The sequence below is a fragment of the Streptomyces sp. NPDC057854 genome (assembly GCF_042797055.1).
GTDB lineage: Bacteria > Actinomycetota > Actinomycetes > Streptomycetales > Streptomycetaceae > Streptomyces.
The window spans coordinates 34,553-57,282 of the sequence record NZ_JBHVMF010000028.1; the positions used below are offsets into that span (position 1 = coordinate 34,553).

At 75.0% G+C, this 22,730-nt stretch carries 22 protein-coding genes; 8 read left to right on the top strand and 14 right to left on the bottom strand.

Going from position 1 to position 22,730, the window contains the following annotated elements; all coding sequences use genetic code 11:
- Nucleotides 1-15: 15 nt before the first annotated feature.
- The 5 genes from fabF to fasR form a co-directional block, all read right to left on the bottom strand.
- Nucleotides 16-1,278, bottom strand: coding sequence for a beta-ketoacyl-ACP synthase II (gene fabF / locus ACFVQZ_RS31280; RefSeq protein ID WP_030495345.1), 1,263 nt, complete (start codon nt 1,276-1,278; stop codon nt 16-18).
- 79 nt (nt 1,279-1,357) lie between these two features.
- Nucleotides 1,358-1,624, bottom strand: coding sequence for an acyl carrier protein (locus ACFVQZ_RS31285; protein ID WP_030495344.1), 267 nt, complete (start codon nt 1,622-1,624; stop codon nt 1,358-1,360).
- A gap of 56 nt (nt 1,625-1,680) precedes the next feature.
- A complete protein-coding gene (locus ACFVQZ_RS31290; protein WP_030495343.1) occupies nt 1,681-2,712 on the bottom strand; it encodes a ketoacyl-ACP synthase III in 1,032 nt (343 codons plus the stop codon).
- 18 nt (nt 2,713-2,730) lie between these two features.
- Nucleotides 2,731-3,648, bottom strand: coding sequence for an ACP S-malonyltransferase (locus ACFVQZ_RS31295; protein ID WP_383628115.1), 918 nt, complete (start codon nt 3,646-3,648; stop codon nt 2,731-2,733).
- Nucleotides 3,649-3,737: 89 nt separating this feature from the next.
- A complete protein-coding gene (fasR, locus tag ACFVQZ_RS31300) occupies nt 3,738-4,919 on the bottom strand; it encodes a fatty acid biosynthesis transcriptional regulator FasR (RefSeq protein ID WP_030495341.1) in 1,182 nt (393 codons plus the stop codon).
- An 81-nt stretch (nt 4,920-5,000) separates the two neighbouring features.
- On the opposite strand from fasR, the gene ACFVQZ_RS31305 reads away from it, so the two are divergent.
- Complete coding sequence (locus ACFVQZ_RS31305) at nt 5,001-5,654, top strand: pirin family protein (protein WP_383628117.1); 654 nt, start codon at nt 5,001-5,003, stop codon at nt 5,652-5,654.
- Between the two features lie 9 nt (nt 5,655-5,663).
- On the opposite strand, the gene ACFVQZ_RS31310 is transcribed toward ACFVQZ_RS31305, so the two are convergent.
- Nucleotides 5,664-6,845: an Ig-like domain-containing protein gene (locus ACFVQZ_RS31310; RefSeq protein ID WP_030495339.1), complete on the bottom strand. Its 1,182-nt coding sequence runs from the start codon at nt 6,843-6,845 to the stop codon at nt 5,664-5,666.
- 212 nt (nt 6,846-7,057) lie between these two features.
- Here ACFVQZ_RS31310 and ACFVQZ_RS31315 point away from each other — a divergent pair, with 212 nt between their 5' ends.
- The 5 genes from ACFVQZ_RS31315 to ACFVQZ_RS31335 all read left to right on the top strand — a co-directional run bounded on the left by ACFVQZ_RS31315 (nt 7,058) and on the right by ACFVQZ_RS31335 (nt 12,788).
- Nucleotides 7,058-8,257: a lipid II:glycine glycyltransferase FemX gene (locus ACFVQZ_RS31315; RefSeq protein WP_383628120.1), complete on the top strand. Its 1,200-nt coding sequence runs from the start codon at nt 7,058-7,060 to the stop codon at nt 8,255-8,257.
- The gene (murJ, locus tag ACFVQZ_RS31320) at nt 8,254-9,900 is read left to right on the top strand and encodes a murein biosynthesis integral membrane protein MurJ (RefSeq protein WP_383628122.1); all 1,647 of its coding nucleotides are present in this window, start codon (nt 8,254-8,256) and stop codon (nt 9,898-9,900) included. Before ACFVQZ_RS31315 ends, murJ begins: the two co-directional genes overlap by 4 nt.
- A gap of 52 nt (nt 9,901-9,952) precedes the next feature.
- Nucleotides 9,953-10,636 carry a response regulator transcription factor gene (locus ACFVQZ_RS31325; protein ID WP_030495336.1) on the top strand — a complete coding sequence of 228 codons (684 nt, stop codon included), beginning with the start codon at nt 9,953-9,955 and terminating at the stop codon, nt 10,634-10,636.
- Between the two features lie 125 nt (nt 10,637-10,761).
- Nucleotides 10,762-12,186, top strand: a complete 1,425-nt coding sequence (locus ACFVQZ_RS31330) for an ATP-binding protein (protein WP_383628174.1) — start codon at nt 10,762-10,764, stop codon at nt 12,184-12,186.
- Nucleotides 12,183-12,788 carry a hypothetical protein gene (locus ACFVQZ_RS31335; RefSeq protein ID WP_030495334.1) on the top strand — a complete coding sequence of 202 codons (606 nt, stop codon included), beginning with the start codon at nt 12,183-12,185 and terminating at the stop codon, nt 12,786-12,788. The genes ACFVQZ_RS31330 and ACFVQZ_RS31335 overlap by 4 nt, the downstream gene beginning before the upstream one ends.
- Nucleotides 12,789-12,798: 10 nt before the next feature.
- Here the strand turns inward: ACFVQZ_RS31335 and ACFVQZ_RS31340 are convergent, their stop codons facing one another.
- Nucleotides 12,799-13,629 (bottom strand): serine hydrolase domain-containing protein, encoded by an 831-nt coding sequence (locus tag ACFVQZ_RS31340; RefSeq protein WP_030495333.1) that lies wholly within the window; start codon nt 13,627-13,629, stop codon nt 12,799-12,801.
- 51 nt (nt 13,630-13,680) lie between these two features.
- On the opposite strand from ACFVQZ_RS31340, the gene ACFVQZ_RS31345 reads away from it, so the two are divergent.
- Together ACFVQZ_RS31345 and ACFVQZ_RS31350 are read left to right on the top strand one after the other, a co-directional pair.
- Nucleotides 13,681-14,100: a MerR family transcriptional regulator gene (locus tag ACFVQZ_RS31345; RefSeq protein WP_030495332.1), complete on the top strand. Its 420-nt coding sequence runs from the start codon at nt 13,681-13,683 to the stop codon at nt 14,098-14,100.
- Nucleotides 14,097-15,119, top strand: coding sequence for an aldo/keto reductase (locus ACFVQZ_RS31350; RefSeq protein WP_030495331.1), 1,023 nt, complete (start codon nt 14,097-14,099; stop codon nt 15,117-15,119). Before ACFVQZ_RS31345 ends, ACFVQZ_RS31350 begins: the two co-directional genes overlap by 4 nt.
- Nucleotides 15,120-15,187: 68 nt before the next feature.
- Here ACFVQZ_RS31350 and ACFVQZ_RS31355 read toward each other — a convergent pair whose 3' ends face one another.
- The 7 genes from ACFVQZ_RS31355 to ACFVQZ_RS31385 all read right to left on the bottom strand — a co-directional run bounded on the left by ACFVQZ_RS31355 (nt 15,188) and on the right by ACFVQZ_RS31385 (nt 22,685).
- Complete coding sequence (locus tag ACFVQZ_RS31355) at nt 15,188-16,384, bottom strand: acyltransferase (RefSeq protein ID WP_030495330.1); 1,197 nt, start codon at nt 16,382-16,384, stop codon at nt 15,188-15,190.
- Nucleotides 16,381-17,364, bottom strand: coding sequence for an alpha/beta hydrolase (locus ACFVQZ_RS31360; protein WP_030495329.1), 984 nt, complete (start codon nt 17,362-17,364; stop codon nt 16,381-16,383). The genes ACFVQZ_RS31355 and ACFVQZ_RS31360 overlap by 4 nt, the downstream gene beginning before the upstream one ends.
- A 154-nt stretch (nt 17,365-17,518) precedes the next feature.
- Nucleotides 17,519-18,196, bottom strand: coding sequence for a response regulator transcription factor (locus tag ACFVQZ_RS31365; protein ID WP_030495328.1), 678 nt, complete (start codon nt 18,194-18,196; stop codon nt 17,519-17,521).
- A complete protein-coding gene (locus ACFVQZ_RS31370) occupies nt 18,193-19,554 on the bottom strand; it encodes a sensor histidine kinase (RefSeq protein WP_081959132.1) in 1,362 nt (453 codons plus the stop codon). The genes ACFVQZ_RS31365 and ACFVQZ_RS31370 overlap by 4 nt, the downstream gene beginning before the upstream one ends.
- 218 nt (nt 19,555-19,772) lie before the next feature.
- Nucleotides 19,773-20,639 carry a DUF4429 domain-containing protein gene (locus ACFVQZ_RS31375; RefSeq protein ID WP_030495326.1) on the bottom strand — a complete coding sequence of 289 codons (867 nt, stop codon included), beginning with the start codon at nt 20,637-20,639 and terminating at the stop codon, nt 19,773-19,775.
- 74 nt (nt 20,640-20,713) lie between these two features.
- Nucleotides 20,714-21,928 (bottom strand): alpha/beta hydrolase, encoded by a 1,215-nt coding sequence (locus tag ACFVQZ_RS31380; protein ID WP_383628127.1) that lies wholly within the window; start codon nt 21,926-21,928, stop codon nt 20,714-20,716.
- Nucleotides 21,929-22,034: 106 nt separating this feature from the next.
- Nucleotides 22,035-22,685, bottom strand: coding sequence for a TetR family transcriptional regulator (locus ACFVQZ_RS31385; RefSeq protein WP_030495324.1), 651 nt, complete (start codon nt 22,683-22,685; stop codon nt 22,035-22,037).
- Nucleotides 22,686-22,730 lie beyond the last annotated feature (45 nt).

Consider the following 22,730-nt stretch of genomic DNA (forward strand, 5'->3'; position numbering starts at 1 on the left):
GTGGCGCGGGTCGCGTCAGACGGTCCGGAACGCGAGGACCACGTTGTGGCCGCCGAAGCCGAAGGAGTTGTTGATCGCGGCGATCGTGCCCTCGGGCAGGGCGCGGGGCTCGCCGCGGACGATGTCGGCCTCGACCTCGGGGTCCAGCTCGTCGACGTTGATGGTCGGCGGGGCCGTGCGGTGGTGGAGCGCCAGGACCGTCGCGACGGTCTCGATGCCGCCGGCGCCGCCGAGCAGGTGACCGGTCATCGACTTGGTCGCGGAGACCGCCACGTGGTCGAGGTCGTCGCCGAAGACCTGCCGCAGCGCCTTGATCTCGGCGACGTCGCCCTGCGGCGTCGACGTGGCGTGCGCGTTGAGGTGCACGACCTCGGACGGCTTCAGGTCGGTGGTGTCGAGCAGGTGCCGCAGCGCGGCGGCGATGCCGCGGCCGGACGGCTCGGGCTGCGCGATGTGGTGGCTGTCGGCCGACAGGCCCTGGCCCAGCACCTCGCAGTAGACCTTCGCGCCGCGGGCCTTGGCGTGCTCCTCGGACTCCAGGATCACGACGCCGGCGCCCTCGCCGAGCACGAAGCCGTCGCGGCCGGTGTCGTAGGGGCGCGACGCCTTCGCCGGCTCGTCGTTGTTCTTGGACATCGCCATCATGTTGGCGAAGGCGGCGATCGGCAGCGGGTGGATCGCGGCCTCGGTGCCGCCGGCGACGACCACGTCGGCACGGCCGCTGCGGATCATCTCGACGGCGTAGCCGATCGCCTCGGCGCCCGACGCGCAGGCGGAGACGGGGGTGTGGACGCCGGCGCGGGCGTTCACCTCCAGGCCCACGTTGGCGGAGGGGCCGTTCGGCATCAGCATGGGAACGGTGTGCGGGGAGACGCGGCGGACGCCCTTCTCCTTCAGCACGTCGTACTGGTCGAGCAGCGTGGTGACACCGCCGATGCCGGAGGCGATGACGGCACCCAGCCGCTCGGGCGCGACGCCCTCGTCCTCGCCGGCCGGGGCGGTGAAGCCCGCGTCGGCCCACGCCTCACGGGCCGCGATCAGCGCGAACTGCGCCGAGCGGTCCAGCTTCCGCGCGAGCGGGCGGGGCAGCACGTCGGCCGGGTCGACCGCGGCGAACGCGGCGATCTGGACGGGCAGTTCGGCGAAGCGCTCGCCCTCCAGGGGCTTGACGCCGGAGCGTCCCGCAAGAAGACCTTCCCAGGTCGTTGCGGAGTCGCCACCCAGCGGTGTGGTTGCGCCGATACCGGTGACGACCACGGTGCGATTGGTCGAGCTCACAGGAATTCGTTCTCCATGTGTGTGATGGTCGAAAGACGGCGCCACCGCCGGGTGGCGGGCCGGGTCAGCGGGGGCCGGGTCAGCCCTTCGAGATCCCGCCGTCCTGGTGGGACTGGATGTAGGAGACGGCGTCGCCCACGGTCTTGAGGTTCTTGACGTCCTCGTCGGGGATCTTGACGCCGAAGCGCTCCTCGGCGGCGACGACGACCTCGACCATGGACAGGGAGTCGACGTCCAGGTCGTCGGTGAAGGACTTGTCCAGCTGGACGTCCTCGACCGGGATGCCGGCGATCTCGTTCACGATCTCGGCGAGACCTTCGACGAGCTGGTCCTGGGTGAAGGCCATGGTGGCGCTCCTTCTGTGGTTGCTTCGGTGGGTGGCGTCCGGAAGATCCCGGGCGCCTAGGGGAGAGTAACGACCGTCGCGGCGAACACGAGACCCGCCCCGAAGCCGATGACGAGCGCGGTGTCGCCGCTCTTCGCCTGACCGGTCGCCAGCAGCCGCTCCATCGCGAGCGGGATCGAGGCGGCCGAGGTGTTGCCGGTCGTCTCGACGTCACGGGCGACCGTGACGTGCTCCGGCAGCTTCAGGGTCTTCACCATCGAGTCGATGATCCGCATGTTGGCCTGGTGCGGGATGAAGACGTCCAGGTCGTCGGCCGAGAGGCCGGCGGCGTCGAGCGCCTGCTGGGCGACCTTGGCCATCTCGAAGACGGCCCAGCGGAAGACCGCCTGGCCCTCCTGCGTGATGGCCGGGAACTTGATCTCGCCGGCCTCATTGAGCGGCAGCTTGGAGACGTCGCCCACGTGGAACTCGTTCCACGGGACGGTCTGCTTGATCGTCTCGGACTTGTCGCCCTCGGAACCCCAGACGGTGGGGCCGATGTGCGGCACGTCGGAGGGGCCGACCACGACCGCGCCGGCGCCGTCGCCGAACAGGAAGGCCGTCGCCCGGTCCTCCAGGTCCGTCAGGTCGCTCAGCCGCTCGACGCCGATCACGAGGACGTGCCGCGCCGAGCCCTCGACGATCATGCCCTTGGCCAGGGTCAGGCCGTAGCCGAAGCCCGCGCAGCCCGCGGAGATGTCGAACGCGGCCGGCTTCCCGGCGCCGATCTTGTCGGCGATCTCGGTGGCGACGGCCGGGGTCTGCTTGAAGTGCGAGACGGTGGAGACGACGACGGCGTCGATCTGCTCCGGGGTGATCCCGGCGGCGGCGAGCGCCTTGCCCGAGGCCTCCACCGACATCGCGGTGACGGTCTCCTCGGGGGACGCCCAGTGGCGGGTGGCGATGCCCGAACGCGAACGGATCCACTCGTCGGACGAGTCGATCTTCTCGAGGATCACCTCGTTCGGCACGACCCGGGCCGGGCGGTAGCCGCCGACGCCCATGATCCGCGCGTACGGGGCGCCCTTGCTGGGCTTGATCTTCGACATGCTTCTCGACACTCCTCGTCAGACGGCCGTGTGCTCGGCGACGAGCGTACGGGCCGCGTCCAGGTCGTCGGGGGTCTTCAGCGCGACGGTGGCCACGCCCGGCAGCGCGCGCTTGGCGAGGCCGGTGAGGGTGCCGCCGGGGCAGACCTCGATCAGCGCGGTCGCGCCGAGCGCCTGGAAGGTCTCCATGCACAGGTCCCAGCGGACCGGGTTGGCGACCTGGCCGACCAGGCGGGAGAGGACCTCCGCGCCGGTGTCGACGGTCCGCCCGTCCTTGTTGGAGACGTACGGCACCGCCGGATCGGCCGGGGACAGCTCCCGGGCGGCCTCCTCCAGCGTGGCGACCGCGGGGGCCATGTGGTGCGTGTGGAAGGCACCGGCCACCTTGAGCGGGACGACCCGGCGGACGCCCTCGGGCTTGTCCGCCTCCAGGGCGGCCAGCTGCTCCAGCGTGCCGGCGGCCACGATCTGGCCGGCGCCGTTCACGTTGGCCGGGGTCAGGCCGAGCTTCTCCAGGTGCGGGACGGTCACCTCGGGGTCGCCGCCGAGCAGCGCCGACATGCCGGTCGGGGCGATCGCGGCGGCCTCGGCCATCGCCAGGCCCCGGGTCCGTACGAGACGGAGGGCGGCGGTGTCGTCGAGGACGCCGGCGAGGGCGGCGGCGGTGAACTCGCCGACGCTGTGGCCGGCGACGGCGGCGGGGGACGCGGCACCGAGGGCGGAGGCGGAGAGCAGGCCGGCCGCGACGAGCAGCGGCTGGGCCACGGCGGTGTCACGGATCTCGTCCGCGTCCGCCTTCGTGCCGTAGTGGACGAGGTCGAGGCCGATGGCGTCCGACCAGGCCGCGAGGCGGTCGGCGGTGCCGGGCAGTTCGAGCCAGGGAGTCAGGAAGCCGGGCGTCTGGGCGCCTTGGCCGGGAGCGACGAGTACGAGCACCCTCACACTCTCTCTTGGGGACGGTGTCCGGCGCCCGTGGGGACTAGGACGAAGAACCGTCGGGGGAATTGTTGGTGTCCGACAAAAGTCTAGGACTGCCCGTCCGCGTCGGCCAAGCGCCCGAGGATCAGGGCGATCCGCAGGGTGAACGCCGATCGCACGTCGGAGGGTGACCAGCCGGTGACGTCGGTCACACGTCGAAGCCGGTAGCGCACGGTGTTCGGGTGGACGAAGAGCATTCTCGCCGCGCCTTCGAGACTGCTGGCCTGCTCCAGATAGACACTCAGAGTTTCCAGCAGCGCCGAACCCGCTTCCTCCAGCGGTCTGTAGATCTCCTCCACCAACTGCTCGCGCGCCGAGGGGTCCGAGGCGATCGCGCGCTCCGGAAGGAGATCGTCCGCGAGGACCGGCCGGGGCGCGTCCTGCCACGCCGTGCACGCCTTGAGCCCGGCGGCGGCGGCCTGCGCGGACCGGGTCGCCGCGAGCAGGTCCGGCACCACCGGACCGGCCACGACCGGGCCCGCCGCGTACGGCCCGATCAGCGCCTTCGCCACGGCCAGCGGATTGTCGGAGCCGCCCGCGATCACCACCAGCCGGTCGCCGAGCACCCCGGTCAGCACCTGGAGCTTGGCGTGCCGGGCCGCGCGCCGGATCGCCTCCACGGTCAGCTCGCTGTCGCCGTCCGGAGCGGTGCCGAGGATCACGCACACATGCTCCGGCGAGTTCCAGCCGAGCGCGGCGGCCCGGGACACGGCGCCCTCGTCGGCCTCGCCGGACAGCACCGCGTTCACCACCAGCGACTCCAGCCGCGCGTCCCACGCGCCGCGCGCCTCCGCCGCCTGCGCGTACACCTGCGCGGTCGCGAAGGCGATCTCCCGCGCGTACACGAGCAGCGCCTCGCGCAGCACCGACGCGTCGCCGGGCGCCGCGACCTCCTCGATCGCGGTCTCCATGACCTCGATCGTCGTCCGGACCATCTCCACGGTCTGCCGCAGCGTGATCGCCCGGGTCAGCTCGCGCGGCGCCGTGCCGAACACGTCCGTCGAGATCGCCTGCGGGGTCTCGGGGTGCCGGAACCACTCGGTGAAGGCGGCGATGCCCGCCTGCGCGACCAGTCCGATCCACGAGCGGTTCTCGGGCGGCATCGCCCGGTACCACGGCAGCGTCTCGTCCATGCGGGCGATGGCGTTCGCGGCGAGCCGCCCGGAGGACTGTTCGAGGCGCTTCAGGGTCGCGGCGTGCGGATGGGCGGCGTTCGTGGGTTCAGACACGGGGACAAGACTGCCTCATCCGGGCGCCGACGTGCGGGGTCGGGGCGGTTTCGCGCCCGGCCGCCCCGTTACCGTACGGGGGTGATCCGCATCCAGCGCGCCGGCGACCGTTACCCGGGCGGCGACCCCGAGGCCGGGATCGAGACCCGCCACGCCCTCTCCTTCGGGCCGTACTACGACCCGGACAACCTCCGCTTCGGTCCGCTGCTCGCCGTCAACGAGGAGCGGCTGGCCCCCGGCGCCGGCTTCGACGAGCACCCGCACTCCCACACGGAGATCGTGACCTGGGTCGTCGAGGGCGAGCTGACCCACCGCGACACCGCCGGTCACGAGACCGTCGTCCGCCCCGGCGACCTCCAGCACCTCTCCGCGGCGGCCGGCGTCCGGCACGTCGAGCGCAACGCCGGCGACGCGCCCCTGGCCTTCGTCCAGATGTGGCTGGCCCCGCGCGAGACCGGCGGGGAGCCCGCGTACACCCTCGTCCGCGGGCTGCCCGGCCGGTACGACCTGCCGGCCGCGGGCGCCGTCCTCCACGTCCACCGCCTGGAGCCCGGCGAGGAGGCGGAGCTGCCCGGCGCGGCGGCCCTCTACGTCCACGTGGTCCGGGGCACGGTCGCCCTGGCCGGCGAGGAGCTGGCGCCCGGCGACGCCGCACGCGCGACGGAGGCGACGGGGCTGACGCTCCGGGCGGCCACCGCCGCGGAGGCACTGGTCTGGGAGGCGGGCGGCGCCTGAGGCGGCCCTTCAGGCCAGCGCGCTCTTCGCCTTCCAGGCCGTCCAGGACAGGTTCCACGCCCCGTACCCGTTGCCCTCGGCGACGACGCCCTTCGTGTCGCCGCCGCGGATCTCGAACGGGTCGCCGACGTTCACGCTCGCGTAGAACGACTCCGCGTCCTCGGTGCTCATTCCGATGCATCCCGAACTGGCGTTGGCGCGGCCGAAGTTCGCCGCGTTCCACGGCGCCGCGTGCGCGTACATCCCCGACCACGTCAGCCGCATCGAGTAGTCGACCATCTTGTCGTAGGCGTCGCCGAGCCCCACCGTCTCCGAGTTCATCCGGATCGTGCCCTCCTTCGCCATCAGGACGGCCGTGCCGCGCCAGGACCGCTTGTCGCCGCCCGGCGTCCCGCCGGAGACCGGGATGGTCCGGACCGTCCGCCCGTCCTTCACCAGCGACAGCCGCTTCGCGTCCAGGTCCACCTTCACCACCTGCGAGGCGCCGACCGTGAAGCCGGTCCGGTAGTCCCGCACGAACCAGCCGTCACCGGAGTCCGTGCCGTTCAGGTCCGCCTCCAGCGTGACCTTCGTGCCCGGCTTCCAGTACTCCCGGGGCCGCCAGTCCACCCGGTCCCGGCCCGAGTAGTCGGTCACCCAGCCCCATGAGCCCTCGGTGCCGTTCGACGTGGTGACCTTCAGCTGCCGCTCCACGTCCGCCTTCCGCGTCACCGGCCGGTCGAAGACGATCGACAGCGGCTGCCCGACGCCGACGGTGGTGTTCTTCCCGGGCGCCAGCGTCAGCTTGTTCACCCGGTCCGCCGCCTCCGTCGTGAAGGAGGACCGGGTGGTGGTCTCCTTCCCGCCGGGGGTACGGGTGACGGCCACGACCGTGTACGCCGCGCCCGGCACCGCCTTCCGCTCCGAGGTCCACCGCGCCCCGCCCGCCGCGGACCGCCCGGCCAGCTTCCCGCCCTCCGCGTCCGTGACCGTCACCGACGAGAACGTCCCGCCGGCCGCCGTCACCGTCACCGGCTTCCCGGCCGCCGGCGACACCACCGTCACCCGCGCGGGCGGCCCGTCCTGCGCGACGCCCCCCGAAGCGCCGCCAGGGGAGTCCGGGCCGCTCGCGGCCTGGGCCGTGCACGCGGTGAGGGAGACCGCCAGGGCGACGGCGGCGAGAGCGGGGCGGGACGTGCGTATCGGCGGCACGGAGCACCTCCTGAAAGGGAGAGGAAAGAGGGGAGATGCCCGGACTCTAGGCCGCCCCGCCCGCCCTCCGCCCGGCCCGGACCCCATGTGACGAGGGCTGATGGAGAACGGTCACCGTCCCGTCACACACGCCGCGCGGACCCGTCTCATCCGGCTGTGAGCCTGCTGTGCGCCGCGCCGCCCGGGGCGGCCGTACCAAGGAGGCTCTCGTTGTGTCAGCGCTGCTCGTGACGCCCGCACCCGCGCGCCGCCCCGCGGCGGCCCCGCCGGCCGGCCCGCTCCGGCTCGGCCCCGTGTCCCCGGAGGCGTACCGCGCCTTCCTCGCACACCGCTCCACCGGCCCGGACGGCCCCAGCTTCCTCCAACTGCCGGCCTGGGCCCAGGTGAAGGACGGCTGGAGCCATCAACTCCTCGGCTGGGGACCCGAGTCGGGCGCGCTGACCGGTGTCGCGCTGGTCCTGCTGCGGACCTTCCCCGGCACCCGCAAGCACTTCGCCTACCTCCCCGAGGGTCCGGTCGCCGACTGGGCCGACCCGGACCTCGACCGCTGGCTCGACCCGCTCCTCGCCCATCTGCGGGCCTCCGGCGTCTTCGCCGTACGCATCGGGCCCGGGCCCGCCCACCGCCGCTGGACCGCCCCCACCGTCAAGGCCGCCACCGGACCCGGCCGCCGGCTCGGCGACGTCCTCGCCGACGAGGTCGACCCGCTCGGCACCGCCGTCGCCGAACGGCTCCGCGCCCGCGGCTGGAAGCGCTGCGGCGGCGACTCCGAGGACGGCGCCGACGCCCAGCCCCGCCACGTCTTCCAGGTCCCGCTCACCGGCCGCACCCCCGACGACCTGTGGTCCGGCCTCAACCAGGAGTGGCGGCGCAACGTCCGCAAGGCCCGCAAGTCCGGCGTCGAGATCACCGTCGGCTCCGCCGCCGACCTGCCCGAGTTCCACCGCCTGCTGAAGATCACCGAGGAGCGCGACGGCTTCCGGCTCGGCCGCTCCCTCGCCTACTACGAGCGCCAGTACGCCGTCCTCAACGCCGAACACCCCGGCCGGATGAAGCTCTACCTCGCCCGCCACGGCGGCGAGATCCTCGCCGCCCACACCATGATCACCGTCGGCCGCCGGGTCTGGTACCAGACCGGCGCCTCCGCCGACCACCGCCGCGAGGTCCGCCCCTCCAACGCCCTCCAGTGGCGCATGCTCCTCGACGCCCAGGCCCTCGGCGCCGACGTGTACGACCTGCGCGGGGTACCCTCCACCCTCGACCCGGACGACCGCGCCCACGGACTGCTGCGCTGGAAGCTCGGCACGGGAGGACAGGTCGTCGAGACGCTGGGGGAGTGGGAGACACCGATGCACGGCACGACCAACCACGCGCTGTACCGCGCCTTCCAGGCGTACCTGAACCGCCGATGAGCGCCGGCACGACCCTCGCACCGCCCGCCCGGGACCGGCGGAAGCAGCCGTCCGCGCTGCGCAGCGGCGCCCTCATGGCCGCCGGCTCGCTCGTCTCCCGCGCCACCGGCTTCGTCCGCGCCGCCGTCGTCGCCGCCGCCCTCGGCGCCGGCGTGGTCGCCGACGGCTACGCGGTGGGCAACTCCGTCCCCACCATCGTCTACACCCTGCTCCTCGGCGGCGCCCTCAACGCCGTCTTCGTCCCCGAACTCGTCAAGGCCGCCAAGGAACACGAGGACGGCGGCGCCGCCTACGCCGACCGCCTCCTCACCCTCTGCGGCCTCGCGCTCGCCGTCCTCACCGCCGCCGCCGTCCTCGCCGCGCCCGCCCTCGTCGACGCGTACACCGACTACGCCGGCGGCCAGCGCGACCTCACCGTCGCCTTCACCCGGGCCTGCCTCCCGCAGATCCTCTTCCTCGGCCTCTTCACCCTCCTGGGACAGGTCCTCAACGCCCGCGGCCGGTTCGGCGCCATGATGTGGACGCCCGTCCTCAACAACGTCGTGGTCGTCGCCGTCTTCGGCCTCTTCCTCTCCGTCAGCGACGGCGGCGAGCTCACCGACGGCGAGACCGCCCTCCTCGGCTGGGGCACCACCGCCGGCATCGCCGCCCAGGCCCTCGCCCTGCTGCCCTCGCTGCGCGCCGCCCGCTTCCGCTTCCGGCCCCGCTTCGACTGGCGCGGCAGCGGCCTCACCGCCCCGCTGCGCGCCGCCGGCTGGCTCGTCCTGCTCGTCGCCACCAACCAGGCCGCCTACTGGGTCACCACCTGGGTCGCCACCACCGCCGGCGACGAGGTGAGCGCAAGCGGCGCAGACTTCGGCGGCGCCGGACTCGCCGCGTACAACAACGCCTACCTGCTGTGGGCCGTCCCGCACGGCATCGTCACCGTCTCCCTGGTCACCGCCCTCATGCCCCGCATGAGCGGCGCCGCCGCCGACGGCGACCTCGCCGCCGTCCGCCGCGACCTCGGCTACGCCCAGCGCACGACCGCCGCCGCCGTCGTCCCCGCCGCCTGCGCCCTCCTCGCCCTCGCCTTCCCGGTGATGTCCCTGGTCTTCGGGTACGGCGCCACCGACACCGCCGACGTCCGCGCCATGGCCTGGGTCCTGACCGCCCTCGCCCCCGGCCTCGTCGCCCTCTCCGGCCAGTACGTCTGCACCCGCGCCTTCTACGCGCTCCGCGACACCCGCACCCCCTTCCTGCTCAACCTGGTCATCGCCGGCCTGAACGCGCTGCTCTCCCTCGCCGCGTACCACTGGCTCCCGCCCCGCTGGACCGTCGCCGGCATGGCCGCCGGCTACTCCCTCGCCCTCTGGGCGGGCTGGGGCCTCACCGCGTACGTCCTCCGGCGCCGGCTGCCCGCCGCCGACGGCGGCGGCGGGGAGGGCCGGGCCCTCGGCCGGCTGCTGACCGCCGCCGTCCCCGCCACCGGCTACGCCCTCTTCGTCACCGAGGGAACCGCCCCCGCCGGAGCCGTCGTCTCCGCCCTCGCCGGGGCGCTCACCGTCGCCGGCGCCTTCGCCGCCCTCGCCCGGCCGCTGCGCCTCACCGAGGTCTCCGCCCTCCTGGGCGCCGCCGCCGGCCGGCTCGCCCGCCGCACCTGACCACCCGGGGGCTCCCGCCGGGAGCCGCCGCCGACCTTGGGATACTCCCCGCATGCCCCGCGTGCTCCTCATCGAAGACGACCCCTCCGTCCGCGAAGGCGTCGAGCTCGGGCTGCGGCGCCGCGGCCACGAGGTCCGCGCCGCCGCCACCGGCGAGGCCGGGCTCGCCGCCCTCGGCGAGTTCCGCCCCGACCTGCTGCTGCTCGACCTCATGCTGCCCGGCATGAACGGCGTCCAGGTCTGCCGCAGGGTCCGCGAGAACAGCCAGCTCCCGATCATCATGCTCACCGCCCGCGGCGACGACTTCGACGTCGTCGTCGGCCTGGAGGCCGGCGCCGACGACTACATCGTCAAACCCGCCCGCACCGAGGTCATCGAGGCCCGCATCCGCGCCGTCCTGCGCCGCATCGAGGAGCCCGGCGGCGGCCGGCCCGCCGTCGAGCACCACGGCGCCCTCGCCGTCGACCGGGCCGGCCTCACCGTCGCCAAGCACGGCGAACGGATCGCCCTCGCCCCCTCCGAGCTCAAGCTGCTGCTCCACCTCACCGCCGCCCCCGAGCAGGTCTTCAGCCGCCAGCAGCTCCTGGAGCACGTCTGGGAGCACAACTACCACGGCGACGCCCGCCTCGTGGACGCCTGCGTGCGGCGGCTCCGCGCCAAGATCGAGGACACCCCCGGCGACCCCCGCTACATCCAGACCCTGCGCGGCTTCGGCTACCGCTTCGGACCGCTGTGAAGGCCTGCGTGCACCCCCGCGAGGAACCGGACACCGCCCCGGCACCGGAGCCGGCCCCGGCCGCGCCCCGGCGCCGGACCCGCGCCCGGTTCCGCCGCCCCCGCCCCTTCGGCCTGCGCACCCGGATGGTCTTCGCCTTCCTCCTGGTCGCCGCCGTCGGCTGCGGCACCACCGCCGCCCTCACCTACCGGGCGGCCCGCAGCGCCATCCTGGAGCAGACGCAGAACACCGCCGTCTCCGCCTTCCGCGAGCAGGTCGACGCCCTCAACATCAGCCTGCCCCTCGGCGAGGACGAGCTCCGCGACTCCCTCCAGTCCATCGCCCGCCAGGGCAAGTCCCGCGCCTGGCGGGTCTACGCCGAGTACGGCAGCCTCCGCGTCTCCTCCACCGACCGCCCCGAGTCCACCGTCCTCACCCCCGAGCTCAGGGCCCGCGCACACGGCCGCGAGGGCACCCCGCACACCGCCTTCCAGCGGGTCGTCAAGAACGGCACCCCCTATCTGACGATCGGCGTCCCCGCGCTCTTCCGCCTCCACGCCGACAAGACCATCGACCCCCGGCCCACCGGCCTGGTCCTCTACGCCGTCATGGAGCTGCGCGAGGAGGAGGCCAACGTCGAGGCCATGCTCACCGCCGCCCGCGACGGCGCCCTGCCCGCCCTCGCCGTCGCCCTGATCCCGGCGCTGCTCGCCGCCCGCGGCGTCCTCCGCCCGGTCCGCGAACTCCGCGCCGCCGCCCACAGCATGGGCCGGGGCCGCCTCGACACCCGCATCCACGCCAAGGGCAGCGACGAACTCGCCGACCTGGCCCGCACCTTCAACGAGTCCGCCGCCGAACTGGAGCGCTCCGTCGCCGAACTGCGCCGCGCCGAGGCCCGCGCCCGCCGCTTCGCCTCCGACGTCTCGCACGAGCTGCGCACCCCGCTCGCCGGGATGCTCGCCGTCACCGAGGTGCTGGACGAGGACGCGGGCACGCTGGACAGCGACACCGCCCGCGCGGTCCGGCTGATCAGCGCCGAGACGGTCAAGCTCGCCGTGCTCGTCGAGGACCTGATGGAGATCTCCCGCTTCGACGCCCGCGCCGCCGAGCTGCACACCGACGAGGTCGACGTCGCCGACTGCGTCCGCCGGACCCTCGCCGGCCGGCACTGGACCGACCCGCGGCAGGTCCACGCCGCCCTCGGCGAGGGCATCCGGGCCCGCCTCGACCCCCGCCGCTTCGACGTCGTCGTCGCCAACCTGGTCGGCAACGCGCTGCGGCACGGCGAGCCGCTCGTCACGGTCCGGGTGTACGTGGACGACGAGCCCGGCCCCGACGGCCGCGGCACCCTCGTCGTCCAGGTCTCCGACCGGGGCCCCGGCATCCACCCGGACGTCCTGCCGCACGTCTTCGAGCGCTTCTACAAGGCCGACCCGGCACGCGCCCGCTCGGCCGGCAGCGGCCTCGGCCTGGCGATCACCCAGGAGAACGTCCGCCTGCACGGCGGCACCGTGGATGCCGCCAACCACCCGGCCGGCGGCGCCGTGTTCACGGTGAGGATCCCGCTGTGAGGCGCCGCTCCCGGCGGGGCGCGGCGCTCGCCGCCGCCGCGCTGGCGCTGCTCGCCGGCTGCGGCATCCAGGGCAGCGACGTGGTGGAGGCGGGGGAGGCGCCGAGCGTCGACGTGCAGCCGTTCCCCGAGGGCCGGATGGTGCTCTGGTTCCTCGGCCCCGACGGCGCGCTGATGCCGGTCGCCCGGGACGGCGGCGGCTCCTTCGTGCCCGACCCGGTGCCCACGCATCCCGTCGAGGCGGGGGAGCACGCGGACGGCGAGCACCTCGACGCCCGCGCGCCGGTCGACCTGACCCATCCGACCGTCCCCGGCCTGGCCACCGCGAAGGTCCTCGCCGCCCTGCTGGCCGGCCCGGGCGGCGCCGAGGCGCAGGCGGGCCTCACCACGGAGCTGCCCCGGAGCAGGGAGCCGGTCCGCGTCGAGTCCGAGGACGGCGGCGGGATACGGCTCCAGGCCCCGTTCCTGGTCCACGAGCTGTCGGAGCGCGCGGTCGCGCAGCTGGTGTGCACGGCCGCGTACGCCGTCGACCGCGGCGGCGCCCGCGAGGTGACGGTCACGGGCCCGGACGGCCCGCTGCCCGCCGCGGCCTGCGAGTTCTAGGGGGCCCCTGTCAGCGGCGGAGGTCGGCGAGGACCGCGTCGGTGAACGGCGTCCACGCCTCGACGGCCCACGGGCCGAAGGGCCGGTCCGTGAGCGCCACGCACGCGGCCCGCGCGTCCGGGTCGATCCACAGGAAGGTGCCGGACTGGCCGAAGTGGCCGAAGGTGCGCGGCGAGGACGTGGTGCCGGTCCAGTGCGGGGCCTTGGCGCCGCGGATCTCGAAGCCGAGGCCCCAGTCGTTCGGCCGCTGGTGCCCGTAACCGGGCAGGATGCCGGTCAGTCCCGGGTACGTCACCGTCATCGCGTCCAGCACCGTGCGGGCGTCGAGCAGCCGGGGCGCCTGCACCTCGGCCGCGAACCGCACCAGGTCGTCCACGGTCGACACCGCGTCCTTGGCGGGGGAGCCGTCGAGGGAGGTGTCCGCCATGCCCAGCGGCTCCAGGACGGCCTGGTGGAGGTAGTCGGCGAAGGGGATGTCGGTGGCCTTGGCGACCAGGTCGCCGAGGACCTCGAAACCGGTGTTGGAGTAGATCCGGCGGGTGCCCGGCGCGGCCTGCACCCGGTTCTCGTCGAAGGCGAGCCCCGAGGTGTGGGCCAGCAGGTGCCGCACGGTCGCGCCCTCGGGCCCGGCCGGCTCGTCGAGGTCGATCGCCCCCTCCTCGTACGCGACGAGCACCGCGTACGCCGCCAGCGGCTTCGTCACCGACGCGAGCGGGAAGCGCCGCCCGGTCGGGCCGTGGCTCCCGGCCACGGTGCCGTCCGCGCGGACCACGGCGGCCGCCGCGGTGGGGACGGGCCAGTTCTCGATCGCCGCCAGACTCGGCACGCTGTTGCTCTCCATGGCTCCGAGCCTACTTGCCTGGAGTGCACTCCAACCTCCTAGCGTGGGGGCATGAGCGTGATCGAGAGCGTCGAGAGCACGACCGGGTCCGCGCGCAAGGACCGCTACACGATCAGCGAGGTCGCCGCCCTGACCGGGCTCACCGCGCACACCCTGCGCTGGTACGAGCGGATCGGTCTGATGCCGCACGTCGACCGGTCGCACACCGGGCAGCGGCGCTTCACCGAACGGGACCTCGGCTGGCTGGAGTTCGTCGGCAAGCTGCGGCTCACCGGGATGCCGGTCGCGGACATGGTCCGGTACGCGGAGCTGGTCCGCGAGGGCTCCCACACCCACGCCGAGCGGCGGGCCCTGCTGGAGGCGACGCGCCGGGACGTCCGGGCCCGGATCGCCGAGCTCCAGTCCACGCTCGCCGTGCTCGACCTCAAGATCGACCACTACGGCACCGTCTGCGGAGGCACTTCCTCATGAACGACAGGATCGACACCGTACGCCTCGGCCCCGGCCCGGAGGGCCCCGAGATCGGCGTCCAGGGCTTCGGCGCCATGGGCATCAGCGAGTTCTACGGCGACACCGACGAGGCCGCCGCCCGGGACACCCTCGACGCGGCCCTGGAGGCGGGCGTCACCCTGATCGACACCGCCGACATCTACGGCAGCGGCGCCAACGAGGAGTTCCTGGCCCCGTTCGTCGCCGCCCACCGGGACGAGATCGTCCTGGCCACCAAGTTCGCCATCGAGCGCGACCCCGCGGACCCCTCCTACCGGGGTGTCCGCAACGACCGCGCCTACATCCGGAAGGCCGTCGAGGGCAGCCTGCGCCGGCTCGGCACCGACACCATCGACCTCTACTACATGCACCGGCGCGACCCGGCCGTGCCGTTCGCCGAGTCCGTCGGCGCGATGGCCGAGCTGGTCGCCGAGGGCAAGGTGCGCCACCTCGGGCTGAGCGAGGTCACCGGGCCGGAGCTGCGCGAGGCGTTCGCCGTCCACCCGATCGCCGCCCTCCAGTCGGAGTGGTCGCTCTTCTCCCGGGACGTGGAGCGCTCCGCCGTGGCCGCCGCCGCCGAGCTGGGCGTCACCTTCGTGCCGTACTCGCCGCTCGGCCGCGGCTTCCTCACCGGCGCCTTCGCCGACGCCGGCAAGGACCTGTCGGACGGCGACTTCCGCCGCTTCCAGCCCCGCTTCACCGGCGAGAACGCCGAGCGCAACGCGACCCTCCTCGACCCGGTCCGGAAGATCGCCGCCGCGCACGGGGCGACGCCCGCGCAGATCGCGCTGGCCTGGGTGCAGCAGCGGGCCGCCGTGCACGGGCTGACGGTCGTCCCCATCCCCGGCACCCGCAAGCGGTCCCGGCTGGAGGAGAACGCCGCCGCCACCCGCATCACCCTCACCGAGGCCGAGCTCGCCGCCCTCGAACCGCTCGCGGAGCAGGTGGCGGGCGACCGCTACCCCGACATGAGCTTCACCTCGGCCGCCCGCGAGGTCTGACCCCGGAGCCCGGCCGGGCGGCCGGCCCCCACGGTCCGGCCGCCCGCCCCGGGCCGCCCCGGGGCCCGTCACGCGAGCCCCAGGGCGAAGACCGCGAAGCCGGCGGCGAGCAGCCCCGCGAGGGTGCGGCGGGCCGGGCCGGTGCGCGTCCACGGCGACTCGAAGCCGCGCGCGTACCGTCCGATCAGCACCAGCAGCCCGGCGAAGACCGGCATCCAGGCCAGCCGGGCCAGGATCCAGCCGGCCGAGTCGGGCGCCCCGACGAGACCGGGCACCTCGCCCAGGTACGAGGCGGGCACGGCCGCCGCGAGCATCGCGGTCTGGTGCCAGCACAGGATCGTCATCGCCGACAGGTTGATGATCACGACCGGCGCCCACAGCGCGGGCCGCCCCAGCAGCCGGCCGAGCCGGTCCCGCAGCAGGACCGCGGCCCCGCTCTGGGCGGCGGCGAGCGCCAGGACCAGCAGCGACGGCGGATGCGAGTTGGTGCGGGCCTCGCCGGGGACGCCGACCATCGACGCCGGGTAGCCGAAGACCAGCAGCAGCGCCGCGAAGAGCGCCGCCCCGCCGAGCAGCAGCCCCCACGCGTGCCGGCGGTTCACCCGCCCCTCGCCCCAGGACACGCCCAGCTGGTACGCGAAGAGCCAGCCCGGCAGGATGTTCAGCACGCTCAGCCAGGACGGCACCGCGTCCGCGTACGGGCCGTACCGCAGGAAGTCCACGACGGCGACCGAGCCGAGCAGCGGGGCCGCCGCCCACGCCCCGAACCGGCGCGCGGCCCGCACGCACAGCGGCGTCAGCGCCGTCACCACCGTGTACACGCCGACGAACCACAGCGGCTGGATCACCAGCGTCGACGCCGTCCGCAGGGTGTCCACCGGCACCCCGAAGCCGTGGTGGAGCAGCGGCAGCAGCGCCGCCCACACCGCCGTCACCCCGAGCACCGGGCGGCCGAGCCGGGCGAGCCGCCCGCCGAGCCAGGCGCGGGCCGAGCCGGTCCTGCGCCGGTAGGACAGGACGGAGGCGTAACCGCCGACCAGGAAGAAGATCCCCAGCATCTGGAGGACCCAGCTCGCCGGGGCGAGCGCGCCGAAGGCGGTCAGCGGGGAGGCGTTGTGCAGGGCGCCGTCGGCGGAGAGCGTGAACCCGCCGAGCAGCCAGTGGCCGGTGGGCACGGCGAGCAGCGCCAGCGCCCGCAGGCCGTCGACGGCCCGGTCGCGGTGGGCGGGGGTGCCGGCCTCGATCTTCCGGATCAGGGTTCTCATCGGACGTCCCCCTCGGCGATCGCGGCGAAGGCGCGCAGCGAGGAGGTGCCGGGCGCGAAGTAGCCGTCGTGGCCGTCCGCGTCCGCGGCCGGCACCGGCCGGGCGCCGAACTCCGGCGCGGTCGGGTCGGGGCCGTGCCCGAGGCCGGCGACGGCCACGTTCGGCACCCGGTCGATCCAGTCCGTCGGGTCCTTCGCCGCCCACACCCGGGCCGGGGTCCGCAGTGCGGCCACGTTCGCCGCCCGCATGCCGGGGGAGCCGAACACCACCAGGTCCTTCGCCTTCAGCCGGTGCGCGGCGAGCCCGCAGACGACGGAGCCGTAGCTGTGGCAGAAGACGGACGGCTCGGGACGCACCCCGGCGGCCCGCAGCCCCTCGGCGAAGCGGGCCAGCCGACCGGCGCCCGCCTCCGCCAGCTCGCCCGACGCGGCGTCCAGCCCGACGCCGACCGGGGTGGTGTAGCCGGCCCAGGAGACGACGGCGGTGCGCCCGCCGGTCGCCTCCCGCAGGGCGGCGGCCTTCCGGGTGAGCGAGTCCATGCGGCCGGCGTCGACGTCGGAGCCCGGCACCAGCACCGCGACCCGCGCCGCCGTCGCCAGGTCCCCGTGCACGAGGACCGCCTGGCCCCGCCCCCGGGAGTCGTACGCCAGGACCCGGGCGCCCGGGTAACGGCCCCGCGACGTCAGCGCGTTGGCCTCGTACCGCAGCTCCAGCGGCGCCCCGTCGAGGTTCCCGACGACCGTCGGGTGCGTCCGGACGAGCCGCCGCCGCTCCTCCGGGCCGACCCCCGCGAAGAAGCGGGCGATCCCCGCCGGGTCCGTGCGCTCCGGGTCCGGCAGTCCCGCCGCCCGCCACGCCGCGGTCCCGGCGGGCGGCCCGGTGACCGGCTCCTGCGCGGTCCCGGACGCCCAGCCCGCCGTCCCGGCCACGACCGCCGTCACCATGACGGCGGTCACCAGGCTCCTCGTGATGCGGCCCATGCCGGCCCTCCCTCTCTCGCCCTCCCGACGTGCGTCGTCGGCGAGGGGAAGGTAGGAAGACGGCGGGTGACGGCACGTCACCCCGGGGAGCCAACTCCCGTGCCATACCCGGGTAGGGGGTGGACGAGCAGCCGCCCCCCGGCCGGAGGTGGGGCTAGCCCCCGGGGGTCACCAGGCCCGACTCGTAGGCGAAGACCACCGCCTGCGCGCGGTCCCGCAGGTCGAGCTTGGCGAGGACCCGCCCGATGTGGGTCTTCACCGTCTGCTCGGCGAGCACCAGCCGCTCGGCGATCTCCTGGTTGGACAGACCCCGCGCGATCAGCTCCAGCACCTCGGTCTCACGCGGGGTCAGACCGTTGAGCCGCAGCGCCGTCACGTCCTTGCGGGCCGCCGGGCGGCTCGCCGCGAAGTCGGCGATGAGCCGGCGGGTCACGGACGGCGCCAGCAGCGCGTCGCCCGCCGCCACGACCCGTACCGCCGCGATCAGATCCGCCGGCGGCGCGTCCTTCAGCAGGAAGCCGGACGCCCCCGCCCGCAGCGCCTCGTACACGTAGTCGTCGACGTCGAAGGTGGTCAGCATCAGCACCTTGGGCCGGTGCGTCACCCCGGCCGGCGGGTGCAGGATCTCCCGGGCCGCCGCCAGCCCGTCCAGCTCCGGCATCCGCACGTCCATCAGCACCACGTCGGGGTGGGCGGACCGCGCCACCTCGACCCCCCGCCGCCCGTCCGGCGCCTCCCCGACGACGTCGATGTCGGTCTGCGCGGCCAGCAGCGCGGCGAACCCCGCCCGCACCATGGCCTGGTCGTCCACGATGATCACCCGAATGGTCACACGACACCTTCGCTCGTCGGCCGTTCCCCCGCACCGGCCACCCTAGGACCCAGCGGCAGCCGGGCCGCGACGCGGAACCCGCCGTCCGGCAGCGGACCGGTGTCGAGGCTCCCGCCGGTCAGCCGGACCCGCTCCCGCATCCCGACCAGGCCGTGCCCGGTGCCGGCGCTCTCCAGCGGCGCGCCCGGCTCCGCCGCCGGACCGTTCACCACCAGGACCGTCAGCAGACCGGACCCGTCCTCGCGCACCGACACCCGCGTCGGCGCGCCCGGCGCGTGCCGCACCACGTTGGCCAGCGCCTCCTGCACGATCCGGTACGCGGACAGGCCCACCGCCTGCGGCACCTCGGTCCGCCCGTCCACCAGCTCCGCGGCGAGCGACAGCTCGGCCGGCAGCCCCGCCCGTACGGTCGCCTCCACCAGTTGCTGGAGCCGGTCGAGGCCCGGCTGCGGGGCCCGCTCGCCCTCGCCGCCGTCGCTGCGCAGCACCGCGAGCAGCCGCCGCATCTCGGTCAGCGACTCCCGCGCGCTCCCCGCGATCGACGCGAACTCCTCCCGGGCGGCCTCCGGCAGCTCCGGGATCCGGTACGGCGCGGAGTCCGCCTGCACGGTGATCACCGACATGTGGTGGGCCACCACGTCGTGCAGCTCCCGGGCGATCCGGGCCCGCTCCTCCAGCAGCGTGCGGCGGGCCCGCTCGGCCTCGCTGATCGTCTCCTGCTCGGCGAGCCGGCGCTGCGCCTCGCCGCGCGCCCGGACCGCCGAGGCGAGCAGCAGCAGCACCCCGCTGAGCACGAACAGCAGCGTGGTGACGCCCTGGGCGCCGTACGGCCGCACGATCTCCAGCAGATAGCCCGCGGCACCGGTCGCCAGCCACACGCCGAGCAGCGTCCGGCGCGGCGCACGCAGCCCGAGGGCGAGCATCAGCGCGCAGTAGCCGACGACGAACGGCGGGGTCCACGGCCAGAGCTGGGCGCGGGGCCCGTCGGAGGCCAGCAGCACGAGCGCCCCCGCGATGGCGGCGGGGAAGACGATCCACCACGCCTGGAGCGGCCGGGTGGCGGCGAGCAGCAGCGGCGCGGCCTGCGCGGTGGCGAGCGCCCCGGCGAGCGCGCCGGGCACGTCGTAGTCGTGGATGAGGAGGGTGACGGTGACCGGCAGCAGGGAGGCGACGAGCGCGACCCCGAAGCCGTACGGCAGCAGCCGCAGCCACCGCGACGAGGCGCCCGCGAAGGGCGCGGCGCCGGGGGCGTCGGGCGGGGCGAAGGCGGCCTCCAGGGCCTGGACGGCCACCCGGGACCAGCCCTGGAGCCGGGCGGCGACGCGGCGCGGCCCCGGTCGCTTCTCGAACGCGTTCATGAGGAGCCAGCCTAGGTTCGCGCCCGGCCGCCGTCGTCGTACCGGGGTGGCGGATCGCGGGTGAGACCTGGGTATGACGGCGCGGCGTCGGGGGGCCGGGGGAGGGGCGGCGCGGGGCGGCGCGCCCGGCCCGTCGCGCGGCGCCCCCGGACCGCCGGGCGGGGCGGTCCGGGCGCGCGCGGCGGTGCCCGGGCCGCCGGGGCCGCCGCGCCTCCGGGCTACAGCTCGGCGAGGAGTTCCGTCTTCTTCGCCGCGAATTCCTCGTCCGTCACCAAGCCGGCCTGATGCAGTTCCCCCAAGTGGCGAATCCTTTCAGCGATGGCACCGGGATCGCCCAGCGCCGCACTCCGCGCCCCCGCCGGGACCGGCGCGCGGTCCTTCGCGCGGATCGCCGACAGCACGGCCGCCGCGAACGGCAGGGAGTCGTGCACCGGCCCGTACCCGAGGCCGAAGACGACCGCCGCCGGGTCGTGGTCCGGCCGGTCCGCGCGCGGCACGCCGCCCCGGGGCAGCAGCCGCAGGAAGCCGCCGGGGGAGTCGGGCGTGCGCCACTCGACCCCGCTCAGCTCCCGTATCCGGAACGACTGGTCGCCGGTCTTCCACTTCTCGGACGTGGCCATCGTCGACGACCACCGGAAGGAGACCTCGGACGACCCGTCGAAGGTCGCCTTGCCGTCGTACGCCTTGAAGGAGCGCGGCCCCCGCGGCGCCTCCACCAGGAACCCCTGGTCGAGCCGGTGCGACGGCACCGCCGCGATCAGCGAGGCCAGCTCGTCGCGCCACCGCGCGGCGGCGTCCTCCCGGTCGGCGGGCAGCGCCAGCCGGTACGGGTCGCAGGTCTCCTTGAGCTGCCCCGCCGCCGCCTCCATCAGCGGATCGGCCCCCGGCCGCGGCACGGCGTGCAGCACCACGGTCCCGCGCCGTCCCGGCGCGAGCGCCGCCGACGCCAGTGCCTCGTACGGCACGCGTCGCTCGCGCAGCGCCTGGAACAGCCTCGGCGTACGGATCCCCCGTTCGAAGCGGATGACAAGTGCGTCGCTCTCCAGCTCCCAGGTGGCATGATTTCCGGCCAGCACATCACCCATACGCCTCATCGTAAGCGGCGCGTGGCCGTGCGTCGCCCCTCCGAACTATCCGGAAATTCCGTGATCTACGCGCGTCAGACGTCCGCTCCGGCGGAGATTCCGCCGTGGCACACGCGATCGGCACGTGCGCAGACGACCCGCCCGAACGCCCCGGCGCCTATCGCGGCGAAGTTCCGCAGGCTCTCCGTGCCCGGCTCGAAATAGCCGGTGTGCCCGGCCGCCCCCGACGCCGACACCAACCGCGCGCCGAACTCCGGCGCCACCGGGTCCGCCCCGTGCCCGACCCCGCCGAGCTCCAGGTGGGGCACGTCCGCGATCCAGTCGCCGGCGTCCCGCATCGCCCAGATCCGGGCCCGGGTGCCCAGCTCGGCGGCCGTCTCCACCCGCATCCCGGGGCTGCCGGCCACCGCCAGGTCCGTCACCCGCTCCGGCAGCCGGGGCGCGGCGATCCCGCAGAGCACGGAGCCGTAGCTGTGGCAGAAGAGCGCCACCCGGGACCGGCCCGGCAGGCCCTCGGTCAGCCGGACCAGCCGCGCGGCGCCGGACGCGGCCAGCCGGCCGGTCGCCGCGTCCACGCCCACCCGGGCGGGCGCGGTGTACCCGGCCCAGGCGATCACCGCGACCCGGGCGCGGGGCGCGGTGCGCCGCTCGGCGTCGTACAGCGCCTGCGCCATGCCGACGGGGGCGGTGTACCGGCCGCGGGTCTTCTGGAAGGTGAGGAGGTGGGTGTCGACGCCGGGCACGATCACCGACACCCGCTCGGCCCGTTCCAGGTCGCCCAGGACCTCGGCCGCCCGTCCGGTGCCGGTCGGGTCGAAGGCGAGGATGCGGCGCCCGGGCCGCAGCAGGGAGGTGAAACGATCCGCCCGCCGCCGCGCCTCGTGCCGGCCCCCGGCGGAGAGCCGCGGGTCCTGGAGGCGGGGCCGCTCGGCGGCGAGCGCCCGCGTCAGGGCGATCCGGTTGGCGCGGTAGCGCAGGGCGGGCGGGGCCCCGTCGAGATTGCCGACGACCAGCGGGTGCCGCTCGGCGAGGCCCCGCGAGCGGGCCGGGCCGAGCGCGGCGAACCAGGCCGCGACGGTACGGGGCGGGGCGCCGGCCGGGTCGGGCGGCGGCCCGCCGCCGGTCCGCTCCCGCGCCCAGGAGGCGAGCGCGTCCTCCATCGACAGCGGCGACACCGGCCGGTGCCGGACGGCGGTCCACCCGGTGGTGGCGAGCAGCACGAGGACGACACCGAGCGCGAGCAGGGTGCGCAGCACGGCGAGGGACGGCGGGACGTCGGCGGAGGTCACGGGCCGACACCCTAGACGCCGAAGATGACGCGCCTTCCGGCCGCCGGGCCTCCGGCGGCCTGACCTTCCGGCCGCCGGGCGCGCCCGGTACCGGGGACGACGACGCTCAGGCGGGCGCGTCCGGTTCCCGCCACTGGAGGGAGAGCGCGGGGCCCAGGTGGTCGAGGTACCACTCGGTGAGCGCCCGGATGCCCTCCAGGCTGCGGTCCGGCCCCTTGCCCCACATCTGTGCGGTGACCCGCATGACCCCGCTGAACGCCGCGACGGCGATCCGCGGCCGGGGGTCGGCGTCCACGTCGAGGCCCTCGCGCCGGGCGACGAGCCGGGCGATGGTCTCCTCCATCTCGCTGGACCGCCGCAGGTGCGCGGCGAGCAGCGCCGGCGTCGACTCGATCATCAGGAAGGTGCGCAGGTACAGCTCGACCGGGACGACCTCGTCGATCGCGTCGCCGATGCCGTCCCAGGCGGCGAGCACCGCGCGCCGCATCGCGTCGAAGGGGCCCTCCTCGGGAGGGCGCCGGGCCAGCGCCCGGACGAACTCCTCCTCCACCATCCGCTGGACGGCGAAGGCGACCTCCTCCTTGGAGGAGAAGTAGCGGAAGAATGTGCGCTGGGAGACCTCGACCGCCTCGACGATCTCGTCGACGGTGGTCCGCTCGTACCCCTGGGTGGTGAAGAGCTCCAGTGAGACCCGGATCAGCGCGTCGCGGGTGCGCTGCTTCTTCCGCTCGCGCAGGCCGCGCGCGGGCACGGTCAAGGGGGCCTCTTTTCGGTCGATTCCGTGGCTTTCTCCCTGCTCAGG